General features: G+C 62.5%; 15 protein-coding genes. All 15 read right to left on the bottom strand.

Annotation, left to right across the window (positions count from 1 at the left end; genetic code table 11):
• Positions 1-2 precede the first annotated feature (2 nt).
• The 15 genes from NUW13_11995 to NUW13_12065 all read right to left on the bottom strand — a co-directional run bounded on the left by NUW13_11995 (position 3) and on the right by NUW13_12065 (position 20599).
• Positions 3-824, bottom strand: a complete 822-nt coding sequence (locus NUW13_11995; GenBank protein ID MCR4439741.1) for a purine-nucleoside phosphorylase — start codon at positions 822-824, stop codon at positions 3-5.
• A 17-nt stretch (positions 825-841) separates the two neighbouring features.
• Positions 842-1540: a hypothetical protein gene (locus NUW13_12000; GenBank protein ID MCR4439742.1), complete on the bottom strand. Its 699-nt coding sequence runs from the start codon at positions 1538-1540 to the stop codon at positions 842-844.
• A 41-nt stretch (positions 1541-1581) separates the two neighbouring features.
• On the bottom strand, positions 1582-2232 hold the full coding sequence (locus NUW13_12005) for a DivIVA domain-containing protein (GenBank protein MCR4439743.1): 651 nt from the start codon (positions 2230-2232) through the stop codon (positions 1582-1584).
• A 15-nt stretch (positions 2233-2247) separates the two neighbouring features.
• Entirely contained in the window at positions 2248-2982 is a 735-nt protein-coding gene (locus NUW13_12010) for a YggS family pyridoxal phosphate-dependent enzyme (protein MCR4439744.1), read from the bottom strand.
• Between the two features lie 94 nt (positions 2983-3076).
• The gene (locus NUW13_12015) at positions 3077-4363 is read right to left on the bottom strand and encodes a 6-phosphofructokinase (GenBank protein ID MCR4439745.1); all 1287 of its coding nucleotides are present in this window, start codon (positions 4361-4363) and stop codon (positions 3077-3079) included.
• 38 nt (positions 4364-4401) lie between these two features.
• Positions 4402-5391 carry a ketoacyl-ACP synthase III gene (locus NUW13_12020; protein MCR4439746.1) on the bottom strand — a complete coding sequence of 330 codons (990 nt, stop codon included), beginning with the start codon at positions 5389-5391 and terminating at the stop codon, positions 4402-4404.
• A 21-nt stretch (positions 5392-5412) separates the two neighbouring features.
• Entirely contained in the window at positions 5413-6417 is a 1005-nt protein-coding gene (locus NUW13_12025; GenBank protein MCR4439747.1) for a phosphatase PAP2 family protein, read from the bottom strand.
• A gap of 150 nt (positions 6418-6567) precedes the next feature.
• Complete coding sequence (gene pyk / locus NUW13_12030) at positions 6568-7986, bottom strand: pyruvate kinase (protein MCR4439748.1); 1419 nt, start codon at positions 7984-7986, stop codon at positions 6568-6570.
• 34 nt (positions 7987-8020) lie between these two features.
• The gene (locus tag NUW13_12035) at positions 8021-10462 is read right to left on the bottom strand and encodes a DNA internalization-related competence protein ComEC/Rec2 (protein MCR4439749.1); all 2442 of its coding nucleotides are present in this window, start codon (positions 10460-10462) and stop codon (positions 8021-8023) included.
• Between the two features lie 63 nt (positions 10463-10525).
• Positions 10526-11167, bottom strand: a complete 642-nt coding sequence (gene coaE, locus NUW13_12040; protein MCR4439750.1) for a dephospho-CoA kinase — start codon at positions 11165-11167, stop codon at positions 10526-10528.
• Between the two features lie 13 nt (positions 11168-11180).
• A complete protein-coding gene (locus NUW13_12045) occupies positions 11181-15401 on the bottom strand; it encodes a S8 family serine peptidase (protein ID MCR4439751.1) in 4221 nt (1406 codons plus the stop codon).
• 2 nt (positions 15402-15403) lie between these two features.
• Positions 15404-16303 carry a glycosyltransferase family 2 protein gene (locus tag NUW13_12050; GenBank protein MCR4439752.1) on the bottom strand — a complete coding sequence of 300 codons (900 nt, stop codon included), beginning with the start codon at positions 16301-16303 and terminating at the stop codon, positions 15404-15406.
• Positions 16304-16703: 400 nt separating this feature from the next.
• A complete protein-coding gene (gene araA / locus NUW13_12055) occupies positions 16704-18185 on the bottom strand; it encodes an L-arabinose isomerase (protein ID MCR4439753.1) in 1482 nt (493 codons plus the stop codon).
• A 9-nt stretch (positions 18186-18194) separates the two neighbouring features.
• Positions 18195-18899 (bottom strand): L-ribulose-5-phosphate 4-epimerase, encoded by a 705-nt coding sequence (locus tag NUW13_12060; protein ID MCR4439754.1) that lies wholly within the window; start codon positions 18897-18899, stop codon positions 18195-18197.
• Positions 18884-20599: a ribulokinase gene (locus NUW13_12065; protein ID MCR4439755.1), complete on the bottom strand. Its 1716-nt coding sequence runs from the start codon at positions 20597-20599 to the stop codon at positions 18884-18886. The genes NUW13_12060 and NUW13_12065 overlap by 16 nt, the downstream gene beginning before the upstream one ends.
• Positions 20600-20634 lie beyond the last annotated feature (35 nt).

Genomic DNA, 20634 nt, shown 5'->3' on the forward strand with positions numbered 1-20634 from the left:
GTTCACATTCGCTCGATGACTTTGCGCATAAGAATCGTCAGGCTGGGCTCGGCCTGTTTTGCAAAATGCAGAATCTCGGTGATGTCCGCCGGCTTCAGGCAGTCGGCAAAGCAGGCATCGGTGATGACGGACAGGCCCAGCACGCGCATACCCGCATGCACGGCCACTATGACCTCCGGCACGGTGGACATACCCACCACGTCTGCCCCGATGGTGCGCAGGAAGCGGTACTCGGCAGCCGTCTCTAACGAGGGGCCGGTCATGGCCACGTACACACCCTTTTGCACCCAGATCTTCTCCTCCATGGCCACCTGCTCGGCCAAGGCGATGAGGGCGCGACTGTAGGGTTCGGACATGTCCGGAAAGCGCGGCCCCAGCGACTCGTCGTTGATACCGATCAGTGGGTTGTCGCCGAGAAGGTTGATGTGGTCGGTGATAATCACAATTTGGCCTGGGCGGAACAGCGGATTTAGGCAGCCACTCGCCGAAGAGACCACCAGGGTGTGTGCCCCAAGGTGCTTCATGAGGCGCACCGGATAGGTGATCTGCTTCATCGTGTACCCTTCGTAGTAGTGGAAGCGGCCCTGCATGGCCATCACCCTCTTGCCGCCCAACTTACCGAAGAGCAGCTTGCCCGCGTGGAATTCCACCGTGGAGCGGGCAAAGTGCGGGATCTCCTCGTAAGAGAGCACGGCTTCCTTTTCGATTTCGTCGGCAAGGGCGCCGAGCCCGGTGCCAAGGATGATCCCCACCTCCGGCTGCATCTGGGTGTGCCTGCGGATGAAGGCAGCGGTCTCTTCAAGCTGCTGACGTAGTCCCTGCATTGCCGCAATACCTCTTCTCAGCGTGGCGGTTTTTGCTTTCCCTGCTTTTGGGCCTCTCTCTGCTTGCGCAGCGCTTCAATCTCGCGTTCCTGAGCCTCCTGCTCGCGGCGCAGCCTGTCCAGCTCTGCCTCCACCTGGGCCTTGCGCGCCCTTTCGGCGTTCAGCTCCTCTTCCGACCTGCGCAGCCGCTCGGCGTTGATCTGCTGGATGGCATATTGACGGTCCCTCTTGTCCCCCCGCAGGGCAAAGTACAGGGCGCCGACAGCGCTGCCCACGGCAGTGGTGGCGATGCGCAGCGTGTTGTCGGTCTGGTCTTCCTGAAAGCCGCGTTGCAACATCGATCCTAGGTAAAAGCTCACTCCGCAGCTCAGGGCCGTTCCACCAAAGGTGTGCAAGAAAAGTTGGCGATGCCCCTTGGCTGCGGCGATCTCCCGCTCGGAGATGGGCATGCCATTTTCATCGTAGACGGGAGGCCTGCGCTCGATGCTGGAAATGTCGTGAGTCGCCACCCGAAACGCCCGACCATCATCGCCCTGCACAATCAGGTTCGTGGCGTCCGCGGCGACCAGTTCGCCCTGCACCACGGTGCCAGACCTGAGAGAAAGGCGCACCGTCTGTTTCGGCTCGACTTCTTCTTTGGACACAGCCGTCCAGTGTGCGCACCCCACAGCGGCGCTGAGCACGGCCACCACGCCAACCCACCTCACACCGTTCATCCGGCATCCTCCCTGTTGCTCTGTGCCTGCCACCCTGCGGTTCAGATGATGAACTCGTCGCTCAAGCGCCCAGGAGGTGGCGCGGAAGGTTTTTCCTGCGCGGCGCGTTCTGCCCCTGCAGCCGGCGGCGTTGCCGGCTGTTCATCCAGGCCAACGATGCGCGGTTCGCTCTTTTCGGCCGCCGCTTCCTCCTGAATTTCTTGCTCCTCCCGCTGCACGGTCCGAAAGCCACCAAGATCAAGGTCGTCACTGCTCAGCACCTCGACGAGCTCCACTTGCGACTGCAGGAGCTGCTTCAGCCGTTTCACGAAGGAGGCCTTTTCCGCGCGCAGCAGCAGGAGCTCGTTTTTCAGCTGCTGCAGTTGGTTGCGGGCGTCCTCGATGATCTCCTCGGCGCGCAGTTCCGCCTCCCGCACGATGAGCTCGGCCTCTCGTCGGGAAGACTCACGGGACTCGCTGATGCTCTGCTGGGCGTTCATCAACGTCTCCTGCAGGGTCTTTTCCACCTGCTGGTAGTCCCGCAGTTGGGTGCGGACCTTGAGCACTTCTTCGTTGAGCCTATTGCGTTCGCGGAGCAGGGTTTCGAACTGTTCGGCCACCATGTCGAGGAAGGTCTCCACTTCATCGACGTCGAAACCGCGCACGGCGCGTCGAAACTCCTGCTTGCGTATGTCCAGTGGCGTCAATCTCACCGTGGCACCCTCCGGTCAGCTGACGTTGCGCAGCACTTCGCCAGAATCCGGGCCAGGCGGGCCCTCCTGGCGCTGACCGAAAATCGCCCTACCGATGCGCACCAAAGTTGCCCCTTCTTCGACCGCGACTCCAAAATCGTCGGTCATGCCCATGGAAAGATGTGGGATCTGCACGTTGTCGATACCCAGGCGGTCTATCTCTTCTCTTACCTGGCGCAGGGTGACGAAGCAGGGGCGGACGAGCTCTGGGTCAGGAAGGAAGGCACCGATGGTCATCAGCCCCAAGACGCGCACGCCAGGCAGTTGAGCTATGCGCGCCACCAGGTCCGGTGCCTGCTCAGGGGGGACGCCAAACTTTGACGGTTCCCCAGAGGTGTTAACCTCGACAAAGACCTCCACCCGACGCCCACAGGCGATGGCACGGCGACTGATTTCTTCGGCCAGATGCAGACTGTCCACCGACTGGATGAGGTCGAAGCACTCCAGCGCCCGCTTGACCTTGTTCGTCTGCAAGTGGCCCACCATGTGCCACGCTACCCCTCTGCCAATGGCCTGCACCTTGGGCCAGGCCTCTTGCACTCTGTTCTCCCCGATAATGCGGATGCCCGCGGCAATAGCCTCACGAATGCGGTCCACGTGCACGGTCTTGCTCACCGCGACGATCTCCACCTCACGCGGGTCGCGACCCGCCCGGGCGCACGCCGCCGCGATGCGCTCCCGGACCTGGCGGACGTTGTCCTCGATTGCCATAATCCCTTGCCAACGTTGGCTTAAAATATACGCCATTCCTGCAGGAAAAACAACCGGAAAATTGCCCGTTTCCCTGGTCCCTGTGCCGGCGACTTCAAGGGAGCGCGACGTGCGCCAGGCGTTGCCGGAGGTGCTCAGGGTCCTCCCGGGCTAACTTGGCCATCTCTGCCAAGAACTTGGTGTCATCCAAGTCGCGCTGGTGCAAGCGCACCATGTACTCCACGGCCACCTGATAGGACTCGGTAGTTACGTCCACCAGGCGCAAGCGGGTCTTACCCGTGGCGGGGTCCAGCACGTCCTCGAAGCGCACCGGCAGCTGCTTGCCGCCATTCACGCAAATGAGGGCGCTGTCGCGATGCTCGGGGCGCGTGCTCAGCAGGTAGCGCACGGCACTGTAGCCGAGGTCGCGGACGTACTCGCAGTCGAAGGGGATGGGATCGGCGCAGCGGAGCACATAGCCGATGTTGATTTCGACGATCTCTATCTTGTCGCCGCGGGCGGCAAAGCGGTTTTCGAGCTGCAGCTTCAGAATTTTGCCCAATTCCACTTCGCCCAGCCGGATATTCCCGTAGGGGTCATGCTCGATGACCACCCCCGGGATGGCCTGCAGCTCCGCAGGAGTGAATCGCTCGGCCAACCCCTCGGCGATTACCGCCACACCGTGCTTATGGCCCATGGCCCGCCGCTTAAGGATGGCCCCTTCCAGCACGTCGCACACGGCCTGCACGGTGATGGGGCCCGGCTTAAACTCCTCGGCGATGACCGCCAAGGTAGCCCCTGCTGCCTTCGCCATGCCCAGCGCCAAGTGACCGGCCTTCCGCCCCATGGCGACGATGAAATACCAGCGGTTCGTGGTGCGCGAGTCCTCCATGAGATTCTTTACCAACTCGGCCCCCAAGTGCCGGGCGGTCTGAAAGCCGAAGGTGGGAAGATTCTCGGGCAGCGGCAAGTCGTTGTCGATGGTCTTGGGCACGTGCGCGAACTTGATTTTGCCCTTGGCCGCCGCGGCCAGCTTGCTTGCCGCGTAGATGGTGTCGTCCCCGCCTATGGTGATGACATAGTTGACGCCCAAGTGGTGAAAGGCGCGCAGGCAATTGCGCAGCGTGCGTTCATCTTTGGTCGGGTTGACCCGTGAGGTGCGCAGGATGGAGCCGCCCATGAAGTGAATGCGCGCCACGTCCCGCATGTGCAGCTCCCGCACGTTTTGGCGGAGCTCATCCAGGTTGTCGCCGATGAGCCATTTGAAGCCATCCATGATGCCCAACACCTCGAGGTCCGATTTGCGCGCCTCAGTGGTGGCGGCGCTGATCACGCCGTTGATGCCCGGCGCCGGGCCGCCGCCCACAAGGATCGCCAGGCGACTCTTGCCACTCTTGGTCATGGGTGACTCTTCACCTCCAGGCATACGATGAGTCCATCCTACCACTTGACCACTGCCGAGGCCCAGGTGAATCCCGAGCCGAACGCCACCAGCACGATATAATCACCCTGTCGTACGCGCCCCTCCCTGACCGCTTCATGCAAGGCAATGGGGATCGAGGCTGCCGTGGTATTCCCGTACTTGTGAATGTTCGAGTAGACCTTGTCCATTCCGCCAAAGCGCTCAGCCACCGCTTCGGTGATGCGCAGATTCGCCTGGTGCGGGATGATGAGGGCCACTTGCTCAATGGTGAGCTCGTTGGCCCGCAGCGCCTCCTCGATGGCCTCGCAGAAGCGGGTCACGGCGTGCTTGAAAACGGTCCTGCCGTTCATCTTGGGGTCCAGGCTGCCGTCGGTGAGCATCTCCGGCGTCAGACGCGGACTGCGCAAGCAGCCAGGGTGCTCCATCCACAGCTCCTTGGCATAGCGACCATCGGCGAGCAGATTGGTGGACAGGATCCCAGAGCCGTCCGCGCTGGGCGTGACCACCACTGCACCGGCACCGTCGCCAAACAGCACCGCCGTGTCCCTCCCCGCAGTGCTGAGGTTGAGCCCGATTGATTGCACCTCTGCTCCGACGACCAGCACGCAGCGATACATGCCGGTGCGAACGTACTGGTCGGCAATGGACAGGCCGTAGATGAAGCCGCTGCACTGGTTGCGCACGTCAAGAGCGCCAACGTCGGTGATGCCCAGCTTGGCCTGCAGCAAGCAACCGGAGCCGGGAAATGGGTACTCCGGGCTCAGCGTGGCAAAGATGATAAAGTCCACCTCCTCTGGTTTCTTGCCGGCATCTTCCAGGGCCTTCAGGCTTGCGCCTAACCCAAGGTCGGCAGAGCCGACGCCTGGCGTAACGAACCGCCGCTCCACAATGCCGGTGCGCTCCCGAATCCACGCATCGCTGGTATCCATCAACTTTTCCAGATCGAAGTTGCTCACCACCCGCTCGGGAACACACATCCCTGTGCCGGCAATACGCGCTCTCACCATAGATTATCAGCCCGCCTCGATTCAATTGGCAACTGTAGTCACCAGGGCTGCTGGCTTACGGGCAGGGCGCGCCAGCAGCGGATCGATCACTTTCGGCATAAGCACTCGGGTTACTATCACGTAGGCAACGACCACATAGCCGGTACCAATCAAAAGATCGATGATGTAGTGCTGATTGAGGTAGACGGCAGAAAACCACACGCACAGAGGGTAAAGCGCCACCAGTGGCACCGGCCAGCGCAGGCCCTTGTGCACGAACAGGGCGATCACCACCGGGTAGGCCCCGTGCAAAGAGGGGATCGCTGCGAAATGGTTGGGATTGAATCCCCCCCACAGGGTGGTGAAGAACTTCATCCCGATCATCCGGTCCACGTTGAGAAGGCCGCCCGGGCCCATGCCCCAGAAAGAGGTCCTGGCCGGCTGACCAAAGCCATGGGCATATACGTACCACGGCGGGGCCGCAGGATAGGCCATGAAGGTGGCCAGCGCCGAGAAGTTCAGCAGCGTCAGGGTGCCAACGAAGGTGTAGAACAGCCGACGATCGTCCCTCGTGTGCCAGAAGTACCACCCCAAAACAATGGGCAGGCCGAAGTGAAGCGTATAGAACAGGCCCCCAGAGGCATCCAAGAGCTGGCGCAGCGGCGAAGCGCCCAACCTCTGTTGCCAGTGCTGGAAGAAGAAGCAGGGGAGCTGCCCGCCAAACAGTGGGCCAAACAGTGCCAACTCCACTCGGTAGGGGAGCGCCACGTTGATGACCCCCCGCACCGAGTCGGCAATGCCCCGCATCATGTCGTAGGCGGTCCAGAACACGATGAACGGGCTCCAATCGATGAGAAAGCGCTTGCCTTTCTCCTTGCCAAGCAGGGTAGCCAACATGAGCAAAGCCACGAAGGCGTGGTCAGGGCGGACGCGGATCACCTGGTTGATGGCGACAAAGTAGAGCACCACCGCGAGCAACACATACACTCGCCACCGCCGCGAAGGTTTATTGAAATACTGCCGAACGCGCACGAAGAGTCGCTTCATGGAATGTCTCTCACCTTTTCCCACCGATTCCGCGCGGGCGAAAAATGTATAAATGCCCCCGCAGAAAAACAAGCGCCATTTGTCCTCGTGAACCGGGGGCCGCTTTACGGACAGTGTTAGCCGCGCCGGGACGGTGGCGGCCCACCACAGTCAGCCGCGCACCTGGTGAACGGTTATCAGATTGGTAGTGCCCCGTCTGGGGATGGGGAAGCCCATCACCACCACCAGTAGGTCGCCAGGCGAGGCAAGGCGGGCGGCGAGCATGTGGGCGTCGATTCTCTCCAGAAGGTCCTGCAAGTCATCGCTAAACTGGAGCAGGCGGGGGCGCACGCCCCAGACAAGCTGCATCTGCCGCTGCACCGCCACATGCGGCGTAAAGGCGACAATCGGCGCCTCTGGCCGATACTTGGCAATCATGCATGCGGTGTAGCCTGACTGCGTGAGGGTGACAATGGCGCGCGCCTTCAGGTCAGCGGCTGCGCGGCAAGCAGAATCAGCCACTGCGTCGGCAACAGTCGGGGTCGCGGCTGGGCGTGGCGGCGCCTCGCTGCGCAGGTAGCGCTCCTCGCCTTCCACCGCACGAATGATGCGCGCAAGCATTCTCGCCACCTGCACTGGACGCTCGCCGGTGGCAGTTTCGGCGGTAAGCATCACGGCATCGGCCCCTTCCTGGATGGCATTAGCTACATCGGTGACCTCTGCGCGGGTGGGACGAGGCTGCGTGCGCATCGACTCCAGCATCTGCGTGGCGACGATACAGGGCACCCCCGTCTGCCGGCAGCGGTGGACAATCTGTTGCTGCACCACCGGCACCCTCTCCAACGGCAGCTCCACGCCCAAGTCCCCGCGCGCCACGATCACGCCATCGCTGGTGCGAAGGATGGCATCCAGGTCAACGAGCGCCTCCGGCTTCTCGATCTTGGCAATGACGCGCACCGGCGCCCCCTGTGCGGCGATGAGCTCCCGCACTGCCGCAACATCTGCCGCCCGGCGCACAAAGGAGACCGCCACAAGATCGACCCCCTGTGCGAGCCCGAACAAGAGGTCTTTCCTGTCCTTGTCCGTCAGCGCAGGGGAAGAAACCTCGACTCCCGGCAGGTTGATCCCTTTGTAGCTCGTAACCGTCCCTCCTTCGATGACTTTGCAGGTGACAGACCGGTCGGTGGTCGCGAGCACCTTCAGCTGGATGAGGCCGTCATCGATCAGAATCTTGTCCCCTGGACGCACGTCCTTGGGCAGGTGCAGATACCAGGTGGTCAACACCCCTGGGTCTGCCTCTGCCTCTTGGGCAAGAATGGTCACCTCCTGCCCGCGAAGCAGGGTTAGCGAGCCACCCGCCACCTGGCCAATGCGCAATTTGGGCCCTTGCAGGTCCTGCATGATCGCCACCGGCACCCCCAGTTGTTCCGAAGCTCTGCGAATCATGGCGATGGCCTCGGCGTGCTCCTCGTGCGTGCCATGCGAGAAGTTGAGCCGCGCCACATCCATCCCGGCGCGGATAAGGTTTTCGATGGTCTTCTGACACGCGCTTGCAGGGCCGATGGTGCAACAGATTTTCGTCCTTCTCATCTCTTGCTCCGAACTGTGGTTCACAACCTATGGACTACCAGGCCAAAAGCTCTGACAGCGGGGTTAGCCTCCGTCGCCAGCGCACAAGGTGCCACCGCTCGGCATCGCTGTACAAAACTGCCGCTGCGTCATGATCGGTTCGCCAAATGCGGGCCCCCTGCTTCCTGATGCGCGCCAGCGTAGCAGCAGAGGGGTGATGATGCGGGTTCCATGCCCCCACCGAGATGAGGGCAAGCTCCGGCCCCACCGCTGCAAGGAACCGCTCGCCCGAGGCCCCTCGACTCCCGTGATGCGCCACTTTGAGGACCTGACTCCTCAGCAGTGGGCCAAAGCGCAACATGGCCTCTTCGGCCGGCATCTCCGCATCCCCGGTCAGCAGCAGGCGCGTCTTTCCATATGCCACCAGGAGCACCGCCGAGCAGTTGTTGAGGCCGAACGGCGCTGGCCCCGTGTTCCGCACAAAAGCCTGGGAAGGATGAAGCACGAAGATCAGCGCCGGCTCCCACCCGGTCAGTTCGTCACCGGCCCGTATGGTCTGCCGCCGCACTCCGACGCTGTCAGCCACCCTGACCAGCGCCTGGGACAGAGGCTCCTGTTGCTCCTGGCCAGGTTCAAAGAGTACGCCAACCGGAAATGCACGCAGGAGGTGTGCCGCGCCCCCGTAGTGGTCACTGTGTGGATGCGTGACCACTATGCCGTCCAGCCGACGCACGCCTTGGTAGCGCAGGAAGGGTTCCACAACGTGCCGGCCGGCGTCGTAGGTGGAGTCTGCGGGGCCGGCGTCCACCAACAGGCATTTGCCGTTGGGGAAGCGCAGAAACACCGCATCGCCTTGTCCGACATCGAGGAGCGTGACTTCAAGTCTGCCCCGGGGCCGGAAAGCATCCGCCCACACTGCGACGCATGCCAGGGCAAGGACGAAGAGCAAAACACGCCCGCGCCAGCGGGCTTCGCGCACGTGCAGAAGACAGACCAACAGACCGTAGTAAGCCACTGCGTGCATGAGCCGTGGCCTGGGATAGGCAACATAGGCGAACGGCAGATTTCCCACCCACTCGACGCCGTGGATCAGGCAACTGAGCAGAAGCCAATTCGCCGCGGCATAGAGTTTCGCCAGTGGCCAGCACAGTGGGGCCAGCAGCGTTGTGGTGTAGCCCAGGGGCACGATGACGCCCACCGTGGGCACCACCAGCAGATTGACGACGATGGACCACAGCGGCACACGTCCAAAGTAGTAGGCAGTCAACGGGAGAGTGCCAAGCTGTGCGGCCAAGGAGACAAAGAACAGAGGGAGCACAGAGGTTCCCCAGAAGCTGCCTTTCTCCACCGCACGCAACAGGAGGTCGCGGAAGGCACGCTGCAGCCACCGATACAGACCCAGAATGGAGCCCACAGCAGCAAACGACAGCTGACAGCCCGCCTGGAAGAGCTCGAAAGGATTGATGAGCAGCACCACCAGCCCTGCGACGGCCAGGGAGTTCCACACATTGCCCACCCGGCGGAACGCCGTGCCGCCCAGGAGCACCACAGCCATGATGGAGGCGCGCACCACCGGGGGACGGGCCTCAGTGACCAGCACATAGAGGGCCAACACTGCGCAGATGGCGACCAACCTCCCCCCTGCCGGCAAGCGCAGCACCCCGCAGATCGAGGCGGCAATGAGCACCACATATCCCACGTGCAAGCCGCTCACCGCCAGCACATGCACGACCCCGGTGTTGGCGAACGCCTGACGCAACTCGGGCCTGATCTCGCCTCTTTCGCCGACGAGCAAGCCTTTGAGAAAGGCCCCCTGATCGCCGGCAATGGAGCGGTCCACCACAGAGGTCATGTACTCGCGCACCGGGTAGACCACCTTGCGCAGTAGCCACGCCCCGTGCCCCCCGCTCAAGTAGCGTACGTTCTTAGCATCCCTGCAGGACAGGAGTGCGTGCACTCCACGAGCGCGCAGGTATTCGCGGTAGTCAAATTCACCGGGGTTGCGCCTGTTCCGCGGCAGACGCAGCGTGCCCTCCACCTCCAGCGAGTCGCCGTAGCGGATGGGACTCTCGTCGCCCGGCACGGAGAGGAGTACCTTGCCGTGCACGGGAAGCATGCCGCCCGGCAGAAATAGTTTGCTCGCCTGGAGCGTCACGAGCGCGCGCCCCACGCGCTGGTCCGGCCCAGAGGTGACCATGCCGCGCAGGCGCACCGGAAACGGGAGGCCGGTGAAGTGGACAATGTGCGTAGGATCATCGGTAGCCCCTGCTGCGAGCAAGTACCGGAGCGCTCCTGCCACCAGGAGGCTGAACAGCAACATGGCGCCGGTGAGCCGATCGCGCCGTACCAGCAGGGCGGCCATCCCCGTTGCCACCAGACAGCATCCCAACACCGCCCACGCGGTCTGGGCGGACACATAGTCCTCCAACAGGTAGCGGGCAGCCGCTACCCCGATGGCAAACAACACGCAGCAAGGAACTGCCGGCTTTCCCCTCATCGCTCCCCCTGACAGCCAGTGATTCTCCTCTTGGCAATCCCCGGCTCCTGTGGCAGACTCTGCTCAAACGGCCCGCCCGCTTTCCTGCAAACGGGCCTGGAGCCAGGAGAAGAGGGCGCGAACCTGTGCGCGCAGGGCAAAGAGCGAGCCGCTGTTTTCCACCACGTAATCGGCCAGTCGCACTTTCTCTTCCAACGGCATCTGGGCGGCCATGCGCGCGCGCACCTGCTCCTCGCTCAGGCCGTTGCGGCGTCGAATGCGCTCCACGCGCTCCTCAAGCGGCGCGTAGACCACCACAAGGTAGTCCATGTGGCTCACCAAGTCTGCCTCGCCGAGCAGCGCTGCATCGACCACGACGATGGGGGCCCCTGTTGCAAGGTGGGCAGCAACCTGAGCATCAATCCGCTGGCGCATGGGCGGATGCACGATGGCGTTCAGCTTTTGCCGTGCCTGCGGATGCGCGAAGACGATGGCCGCCAGCTCCTCCCTGCGCAGCTTGCCATCGGGGGCGAAAATCTGCTCTCCGAAGGCAGCCCGCAGAGCCGCCTGCACCGCCGGGTCGGAGGAGGTGACCTCGTGCCCAATAGCGTCGGCGTGGATAACGGGCAGGCCGTAGCGCGAGAGCAGGCGCGCGACAGCAGACTTGCCGCTGCCAATTCCACCGGTGAGGCCGACCACGATCCCAGTGCCCTGCTTCGACGCCATCGGCTGTCTCCTCCTATCGCACCACCGCCAGCTTTCCCATCACGCGCTCTTTGTCGTTGCTTATCACGTACAGATAGACACCAGAGCCAACAAGCTGGTCGTTGCCGTCCTTGCCGTCCCAGAACATGCCGCCATTGCCGTCTCTCTCCTCAAGAACGCGGACCACCTGCCCTTCCACTGTCATGATGGAGATGGTGGCCGTTTCCGTGAGGTTGGCGAAAGTGACACGCCCCGTGCCGCTCTGGAGAAGGAAAGGATTCGGGTAGGTAAACACCTGCGACAGATCGGCCCGGACCAGACGGAGCGCCAGCCGGTCGCCCCGGCCAGGTACCACCGCTCTCCCTTCTTCCGACTTGACGCCGCTCACGTAGACGATGTGGTGCGCGTTCGGCGCTCCCAGGGGGGCGAGATGGCCGATCTGGAGGAGCACCCGCCGCAGATCTTTGGGGTCAAGCACGCTGCTGACAATGCGCACCTCCGGTTCGATCCGGTAGTTGGTCACCGTTTCTGCGCTTGTCTTGTCCAAAGGCTGACTGAAAGTGAGGACGACCTGCGCGCTCCCACTCAGCGACACGGCGGTGAGATATGGCGGCTCTGGCGCACTCACGTAGCTGAAAGTGGCGCTGCTGCGCGTCGTGTCAATAGGAGTGCGATCGCAGTCCGAGACACCCCGTACCTGCACCCTGACGGTGTCGCCGCTGCGCAGGCGTTCCGCAAGTGTGAGAATCACCTCGTGGCCAGAGCGGTCGTAGAGCACGGAATGCACGCTCCCGCCAGGAGAAAGGGAATAGCACGAGGGGTCTTTGACAGAGGCATTCATAGGCTCACTAAAACGCAGGCGCAAACTTGTTTCACTCAGCGCGGTGGCGGCAGCGAGCCACGGGGGGCGATTCGGCTTGGCGGTCGCCATGCGCGAGGGCAGACTCTCGGGTGGGTGGCGGCTTGAGTCCACCGCACTCACCGCAAACCAGTACATCTGGTCTTGTACAAGTCCGCTCAGAGAACACAGGGGCGCAGTTGTCCAAACGCTTTGCCGCAAGCTATCCGGATACGTGCCGTACTTGACCCAATAGCCGTCGGCTCGATCGACCGGGCTCCAGGTGACGGCGATGCGAGCAGTATCCAGAGGGAAGGCATCGACCGTCTTTGGCCGTGGTGGGCGGCCCCCGATGGACAGGTACTGATGCGCGATGACGCCGCTGCCGTCGTTGAAATAGAGCTCACGAACGCCGTCGCCATCGGTATCGGCCACGGGGGCCACATTGCTCCGGTTTGGACGATAGTGCCACACCGGCCGATACTCGCCTGCTTCGGGCACAAACTTGACCACGTAAAAGTCCGGGAAGACGTTGATGAGCACCTCATCGCGCCCATCGTTGTCGATGTCTCCGGAAGAGACCCCGGCGTCAAAGTCCTTTGGCGAGGCAAAGCCGAAGAAGCGCAGTTCGGCCTGGGGCGAGTAGCGGTCGTTGCCTGAGGCCTTGTACACGCGGTACAGCCAGTGCCGAGCGTCGTACTCGTGCTCTGCGTCCAGGCTGGGGTCGGAGTGGCAGCCGACCACAAATTCTGGGCGCCCGTCGCCGTCATAGTCGCCACTGCTCAAAAAGTCAATGGCGTCCATGAGTGGCAAGTGCTCCGACCACGTCGTCCGGAAGCGGCCATTTTCCGTGCGTTCATAGATGAACACGTCGCCGTCATAGTCGCCGATGAGGATCTCCATGAGGCCGTCGCCGTCAAAGTCCTGCACCTCCACATGGGGCACGCCCGTGATGTTGCTGCCGGGTGTGTGGTTGGGAAGCGAATCCAGCAGGGCGAAGGTGGGACCTGGCAGGCTCCGCCACACCTGGTAGGTAGCGTCCACGCGCACGATGAGCTCGGGCCGACCATCGCCATCGAGGTCGGCGATGCGAGCCCCCCAGACATTGCTGCTATTGCGCCACACTGCCTGAAAGCTCAAGGCGCGTGGAGCGGTCTGCTCAAACAGCACGGACGTGCCGCCGTAGCCGGCAAGGATTTCAAGCAGGCCGTCGCCGTCGGTATCGCCGATGCTGCGCGGAATGGCCGGCTCGCGACTTTCCCAGACAGGGATAAGGGAGCCGTCGCGGTTCTGCCAGACCACAAGGGGCCCGAAAGAATTGCCGTTTTGATACCGGCAGCCGACGAGCTCCTCTCTGCCGTCGGCATCGAAGTCGCACACCTGCGCCAAAAGATAGGCCGGCGGGAGCGACAACGGCAGGAAGACCATCTCCAGCGCCGAGATCGGCGCCGCAGGCAGGGCCAGAGAATAGAGTCGGCCGGCATTGTCGTCGACAGTGGTGAGCTGCGCCCGGTTGGTTGCGACGATGCAAAAGCCCGCTTGCCCAGGAAGCATCTGGGGGGTCAACAAGATGCGGTGCTCAGTGGTCTGGTAGGCCAGGCGCAGTTCCTGCCATTGGTCTCCAGGAGTCGGCCACTGCACCGCTGCCTCGCAAAGGTCATCTGTGGCGAAAGTGAGGAGCGAAGCGAAGTAGTCCCCTTCGAGCATCGGGGTCTGCACCACTTGGCTGATGCGCGGTGGGGTGCGGTCCACAAACAGACGCAGCGATTGCGACACCACGCTGCCGCCGGCGCTTTCCACGGACAGGCGCAAGGTGTACTCGGTATCCGGAAGGGCGCTGACATCCCACAGGCCCAGGGTGTCGTCGATGACTTGCCGGTTCTGCACCCGCACCAGCGGCTGCCAGACGTTGGGGTCGACTCCTGCTCCATAGGAGAGCCCGTAGGCGCGCATGAACACCCCGGCGGCCGTGCCCACGAGCGGCACGCTCCCACCGGCAATCCCTTGGTCCAGTCGCGGCCAGGTAATACGGGCCACCGTGAAGTTGGGACTGTGGAGGGCGCTGCTGGCATTGATCCGTCCTGCCCCATAGTAGCGGTCCCACCCTGTACTCCCCAGGTCGTCGGCGGTTGCAAGGAGAGTTCCCCGCACATTGTCACTGGCATAATCCGGGTGCTGTGTGAAAATCAGTGCGGCAAGGGCGCTGACGAAAGGCGCAGCTGCTGAGGTACCGCTGAACATCGTGTACCCGCCGCCGAGGCTAGTGGTAAGGATGCGGGATCCAGGCGCCACAAGGTCAATAGTGGCACCATAGTTGGAAAAGCCGGCCAAGTAGTCGGTGGAGTCGGTAGCCCCTACGGCCAGCACCTCCTCGAAGCCCGAAGGGTAATGCACCTCGCTGCTGGCACTGTTGCCAGCGGAGGCGACCAGCAGCACCCCACAAGCATGTGCGTAGGCGATAGCGTCGCGGAGGAGGGGCGTGCACACTACATCGCCAAAGCTCATGTTCACCACCTGCGCGCCATTGTCAGCGGCGTAGGCCAAGGCTGACGCCACGTCGTCTTCCTCCAGCAGGCCGCGACTTGTCCCTGCACGCAGATTCATTAGCCGACAGCCGAACGCCAGGCCCGCAATGCCCACGCCGTTGTCAGCGACCGCGGCGATGATCCCTGCCACCGCTGTGCCGTGACCGTGCTCGTCGGCCGGGTCGTTGTCGCGCACCAGATAGTCCCCCCCATCGGCGAAATAGGGCGCGTCGGTAAAGTCCCACCCCTGCACGTCATCGACAAAGCCATTGCCATCGTCGTCTATGCCGTTGAAGTCAGTGGAGTCGACACGGCCATTGCTGTTGAGGTCCTCGCCTGGGTTAATCCAGATGTTTGCTGCCAGGTCCTCGTGCCGGTAATCGATACCCGTGTCGATGACGCCCACAATCACGCTCCGCGAGCCCGCAGTGACCTCCCACGCGGCGCTCGCCTGGATGCGCTGGAGCCCCCACTGCGAGGGGAACATAGGGTCATTTGGCAGGAAGTGCAGGGAAAAGACGTGATTGACATGCGCGTACTCCACCTCCGGATCGCTCGCCAGCGCCGCGACAAACGTTTCCGCTTCAGCACCAGGGAGACGCACCTCATAGATGCGATCCAAGCCCAAGGAGCGGCGCACCTCGGGGTGGCAGGGTCTTCCAGGACGGACAAAGGTCGGACGTACGCTCTCTACCCGATGTGTCTGGCAGAGGTGGTCCAAAGTGGTCATGCCAGTGCTGATCGGCCCCTCGGCGGTTTTGCCCAGCGCGCGCAGGGGCTGCCGTGTCTTGACGATGACCTCGACGAGGCCGCGGCCTTCGTCGCCAACAAGGTGCGACGAAAGAGTGAGCAGCGCGCAAAAAGCCAGTATTTGCTCTGCCAGCCTCTTCATCCTTACCTCTCCCTGCGCCGACCCGCTCTCAGGAGTGCCCATGCCACCCGTGGCCACAGGCTCACCAGGAGCAAGATGGCCACGCAGAGGTCAACTGCTGCACATCGTGCAGGGTATTTGCGGAAGTAGCGCAAGAAGTCACGATGCGAAGCAATCAGCGCCGGCACGCGATGGGCGAATACACTGGCGCCTTTGTGATGGACAGCATGCACCTCCGGCACGAATGTCACCCGCCACCCTTTTTCCCAGAAGCGGCGACACCAGTCCACGTCGCTGAAGAACATCACAAAGCGCTCGTCGAGCAGTCCCACGGAGGCCACCGCCTCGCGCCGTGCCAAGAGAAAGGCACCCTGCGGCTGGTCAACATCCCGTCGCGAGAGGTGGTCGAAATCGCCCATCTTCCAGGCATTGAACAGTGGACTCTCAGGGAAGAGGCGTGAAAGCCCAAGCAGCTCGAACAGCAGGTCGCGACGTCTTGGAAAACGCCGACAGGACGGCTGCACGCTCCCATCCGGAAAGCGGAGTTGAGGGGCCACAATCCCCACGTCGCGCTCTCGCTCCAAGAAGGAAATCAGATGGGGAAGCGCACCCCGCGGCACCTCGACGTCTGGGTTCAACAGTAGCAAGAACCTGCCGGAGGCGGAGGCCAGTCCCTGGTTTGTAGCACGCGTGAAGCCGAGATTCCACTTGTTGCGCAGCAGGCGGATGGGGATGGGCGCGCTTGCAGCGATGCGCTCAACAAGGGCACAGGTGCCATCCTCTGAGGCATTGTCGATAACCCATACCTCTGCACTCAGGCCCTCAACTGCCGCAAGGAGGGAAGAAAGGCAGGCGCCGATAGAGCGTTCGCTGTTGTACGTGACCACCACGGCGGACACGCCGCCACGGGAGAGGCCTTTCACCTTCTGCCTCGCACTGCTGTCCTGTCGCTGCCCTCACCGTCGTGCGCCCATGCGCGAGAAGAAGGTAGCAAAACGGCAAAAAAATAGCAACCGCTTTCTCTCCTCGTGGAGGCCAGAGGTGGGGTGGAGCTTACCAGGGACGCACAGTGGCGGAGGACAAAACCCAGGCTCGGCCGGTCCTTCATGGCTGGCGTACTTGTCCACCCGAGACGGAGCATGAGCGCCCCCTGGCAAAGGGGGAGACGACTGATTCCATCGGCCGGGGGATTGCCTGACAGCGTGCTGTGCAGTGCGGCAAACGGGGGTGCTGCTCCTCCGCTGCGGGGGCCTGCGCTGTCCGTGGCTCATACCCACCCCTTTGCACCAGAACCCGACGGGGCGCCTTGGCTTCCTGGCGCACTCAGTACGCAGAGGCGTTCCAGCGCAGCTCCTTCTTGAAATCCTGCACTGTGGTGGAATCGTTGATTTCTACCAGCTCAATCCCTGCAATTTCAGCAAAGTCGCGCAGAGGCTCGGCAGTGAGGGTCATGGTGAATGCCGTGTGGTGCGCCCCTCCCGCCATAATCCAGCAATGCGCGGCAACGCGAAGGTCGGGCTTCGGCACCCATACCGCTCTCGCTACCGGCAATTTCGGCAAGTCTTCATCTGGCCCGACACTTTCGACCTCGTTGAGTACCAGGCGGAAGCGGTGGCCGAGGTCGATCATCGCGATGTTCAGAGCCGGTCCGGGGGGTGCGCCAAAGACCAAGCGCGCCGGATCGGCCTTGCCGCCGATCGACAGCGGATGAACCTCTAGGCGGGGGCGCTCAGCCGCCAGTGTCTCGCACACCTCCAGCATGTGCGCCCCGAGCACCTTCATGCCACCCGGGGCCAGATGGTAGGTGTAATCCTCCATGAACGAGGTGCCGCCCCCGAGTCCGGCGGCCATGACCTTCATGGCCCGCACCAATGCCGCAGTCTTCCAGTCGCCCTCCGCCCCGAATCCGTACCCTTCAGCCATGAGCCGCTGCACGGCAAGACCAGGCAGTTGAGCGAGGCCGTGCAAATCCTCAAAGGTCGTCGTAAATGCCGAGAAGCCACCATCGCGGAGAAACTCCCTCAGGCCCAGCTCAATGCGCGCCGCCTCCCTGATGGCCTGGTGCTTTGGTGCACCGGGTTGGGCATCTTTGGCGATGGTGTACTTCTCGCTATATTCCCGGACAAGGCGATCGACCTCAGAGTCGGAGATACATTGTACCGCCTTGACCAAGTCGCCAACGCCGTAGCCATTAACCGAATATCCCAGCTCCATCTGGGCTTGGACTTTATCGCCCTCGGTGACGGCGACCTCGCGCATGTTGTCACCAAAGCGGGCGATCCTCCCTGCTTGCCAATCTTGCCAGGCGGCGGCAGCGCGCATCCAGACCGCCAGCTCCCGGTGGACCGTCTCCTCCTGCCAGTGGCCGACGATGACCTTGCGCTTGAGCCCCAAGCGCGTGCAGATGAAGCCAAATTCCCGATCTCCGTGCGCCGACTGGTTGAGGTTCATAAAGTCCATGTCGATCTCCGACCAAGGGAGATCGCGATTGTATTGCGTGTGGAGGTGGACGAAAGGCTTGCGCAGCGTCTTCAGTCCTGCGATCCACATCTTGCCTGGCGAGAAGGTGTGCATCCACACGATGAGGCCGATGCAGCTCTTGGCGCTGTTCGCCGCCATCGCCAGGGCGAGGATGTTATCCGGATCCGTCAGCACCGCCTTAAAGACGATGCGCGCGGGGATTTCCGGCACGGCGTCCAGAAAGGTGGCAATCTCCCGAGAGTGGCCGGCCACCTTTTGCAAGACCTCGTCCCCATAGAGGTGTTGACTGCCGGTGACAAACCAGACCTCGGAATTCTCGTACACCTTCACGTTTCACCCCTCACGAGCTTTTTTCTGCCCGTAATAGGCTTCAGGCCCGTGTTTGCGCTGAAAGTGCTTGTGCAAGATGTGGTCGGGCAGATTTCCCACCCTCGCATTGAGCAGGATGGTGTGAAAGGCCATCTGGGCTACTCTCTCCAAGACAAGGCTGTTGTTGACAGCCTCCATCGGGTTCTCGCCCCAAGTGAAGGGTCCGTGGCCGGCCACAAGGACGGCAGGCATTTCCAGCGGGGCGATTTGGGCAAAGGCCTCGACAATCGCCAGACCGGTGGCGCGTTCGTATTCCCTCTCCACCTCATCCGCAGTCAGAAAGCGCGTGACCGGGATTGGCCCATGGAAATGGTCCGCGTGCGTGGTCCCTAAGCACGGTATGGGCAGGCAGGCCTGCGCGAAGGAGGTAGCGTAGTCACTGTGCGTATGGGCGATGCCCCCGATGCTGCGAAAGGCTTGGTATAAGGCCACGTGCGTCGCCGTGTCGGACGAGGGCTGCCACTGGCCCTCAACTACTTTGCCGTCCAGGTCAACGACTACCATGTCGTCCGGGGACAATTGGCTGTAGTCAATTCCGCTCGGTTTGATCACCACCAGGTTCTTTTCGCGGTCGCGTCCGCTCACATTACCCCAAGTCAGGGTGACCAGCCCATATTCGCGCAGAGCGAGGTTGGCTTTCAGGACCTCTTCCTTTAGCTCCCCGAGCATGCCTCTTCCGTCCTCACTCTGTCCCTTATGTCCAGCAAGTCTTTCATGACATTGTACATCTGCCCTGACCATTCACGGGTGCCGAAGGCATCGTGCAGCTGGCGATACAGGGCGTACAGCCGTTGGTAAATGCGGTGGTTCTCCTCCTGTGGAGTGTAGATCTTGTCGGTGCCGGTCATGGCCTGCCTGGCATCTTCAACCTTGGTGTATCCGCCCTTCTGCTTTCCGGCAGCCACAGCGGCAAACATGGCCGCTCCCAGTGCCGGCGCCTGCTGGCTGCGCGAGACCTTCATCGGCCTGCCGGTCACGTCCGCATAGATCTGCATGAGAAGCGGATTCTTGACTGCCAGACCGCCGCAGTTGACAATTTCCCGTACCGGCACGCCGTAGCTCTGAATGCGGTCGATGATGGTCAACGCCCCAAAGGCGGTGGCTTCAATCAGGGCGCGGTAGACCTCATGGGGCTGCGTATGCAGGGTCTGCCCCAACAACAGCCCTGCGAGACGCACATCCACGAGGATCGAACGATTGCCATTGTTCCAATCCAAAGCAAGCAGCCCACTCTCCCCCGGTTTCAGTCGCGCTGCGGCCTCTCCGAGCCGCTCGAACCTGTCATCGGCAGTCCTGCCGAATGACTCGGGGACGAGGTTATTGACGAACCAGACAAAGATGTCGCCCACTGCTGACTGCCCGGCTTCGATGCCGTAGTAACCGGGGATCACCGAGCCGTCGACAATTCCGCAGACACCGGGAATGGCCTCGAGTTTCTCGGTATTCGGGAGGACCATGATGTCGCAGGTGCTGGTGCCGAGAATCTTCACCAGGATGCCCACGTCAATGCCTGCGCCCACTGCCCCCATGTGGGCGTCGAATGCCCCTACGCTCACCACAACGTCTCTGGAAAGCCCCAGCTTTTGTGCCCACTCAGGCGACAGAGTCCCGACCCTCTCATCCGCGCAGTACGCAGTCTCGTAGAGCCTTGGGCGCATGGCGGCTACCTCGGGGGACAGCTGCCGGAGGAACTCTTCATCAGGCAGCCCGCCCCACTGGGCATCAAACAGGGCCTTGTGCCCGGCTGCACAGGTGCTGCGCTTGATTTTGGCAGGACGGGTCTCTCCCACCAGCACCGCGGGAATCCAATCACAGATCTCCACAAAGCTGTGCGCCGCGCGAAAGACTTCCGGGGCCGTCTTCTGCAGATGCCAGAGCTTGCTCCAAAACCACTCCGAGGAGTAGACGCCGCCTATCTTTGCCAGGTAGTGCGGTCTCATCTCTCGGGCAATTTCGGTTAGCCGCTGCGCTTCTGCGTAACTGGTGTGGTCCTTCCACAGCCAGACCATGGCCGCAGGATTGTTGCGGAACTCCTCGTGGAAACAGAGCGGCACGCCTCGCTCGTCCACCGGCACCGGGCTGCTCCCCGTCGTGTCAATGCCAATGCCGACGATGTCGTCGGCGGAAAACTCCGGCTCATTTTCCCTGGCCAGGCTGATTACCCCGGGAATCACTGCCTCCAGGCCTGCGAGGTAGTCAGCCGGATTCTGCCGCGCCACATTGGGATCGGCAGGGTCCAGGACGACTCCCGCCGTGCCGGAGGGGTAGTGAAAGACCTGAGTGGCCACTTCCCTGCCGTCGGCGATATCCGCAATCACTGCCCGGCACGAGTTCGTGCCAAAGTCAATGCCTATGGTGTATTTGCCCAAGCCTTTCCTCCTGCACCGAGCCAGTGAGGTAGCCA

It is taken from the genome of candidate division KSB1 bacterium (assembly GCA_024655945.1).
Classification (GTDB): domain Bacteria; phylum Zhuqueibacterota; class Zhuqueibacteria; order JANLFK01; family Oleimicrobiaceae; genus Oleimicrobium.

Excerpts from the sequence above, each read along its gene's own strand:
- coaE (MCR4439750.1), bottom strand. The coding sequence starts at position 11,167 with ATGGCGTCGAAGCAGGGCACTGGGATCGTGGTCGGCCTCACCGGTGGA.
- NUW13_12045 (MCR4439751.1), bottom strand. The coding sequence starts at position 15,401 with ATGAAGAGGCTGGCAGAGCAAATACTGGCTTTTTGCGCGCTGCTCACT.
- NUW13_12060 (MCR4439754.1), bottom strand. The coding sequence starts at position 18,899 with ATGCTCGGGGAGCTAAAGGAAGAGGTCCTGAAAGCCAACCTCGCTCTG.
- NUW13_12025 (MCR4439747.1), bottom strand. The coding sequence starts at position 6,417 with ATGAAGCGACTCTTCGTGCGCGTTCGGCAGTATTTCAATAAACCTTCG.
- NUW13_12000 (MCR4439742.1), bottom strand. The coding sequence starts at position 1,540 with ATGAACGGTGTGAGGTGGGTTGGCGTGGTGGCCGTGCTCAGCGCCGCT.
- NUW13_12010 (MCR4439744.1), bottom strand. The coding sequence starts at position 2,982 with ATGGCAATCGAGGACAACGTCCGCCAGGTCCGGGAGCGCATCGCGGCG.
- NUW13_12035 (MCR4439749.1), bottom strand. The coding sequence starts at position 10,462 with ATGAGGGGAAAGCCGGCAGTTCCTTGCTGCGTGTTGTTTGCCATCGGG.
- NUW13_12015 (MCR4439745.1), bottom strand. The coding sequence starts at position 4,363 with ATGACCAAGAGTGGCAAGAGTCGCCTGGCGATCCTTGTGGGCGGCGGC.
- NUW13_12020 (MCR4439746.1), bottom strand. The coding sequence starts at position 5,391 with ATGGTGAGAGCGCGTATTGCCGGCACAGGGATGTGTGTTCCCGAGCGG.
- pyk (MCR4439748.1), bottom strand. The coding sequence starts at position 7,986 with ATGAGAAGGACGAAAATCTGTTGCACCATCGGCCCTGCAAGCGCGTGT.
- NUW13_11995 (MCR4439741.1), bottom strand. The coding sequence starts at position 824 with ATGCAGGGACTACGTCAGCAGCTTGAAGAGACCGCTGCCTTCATCCGC.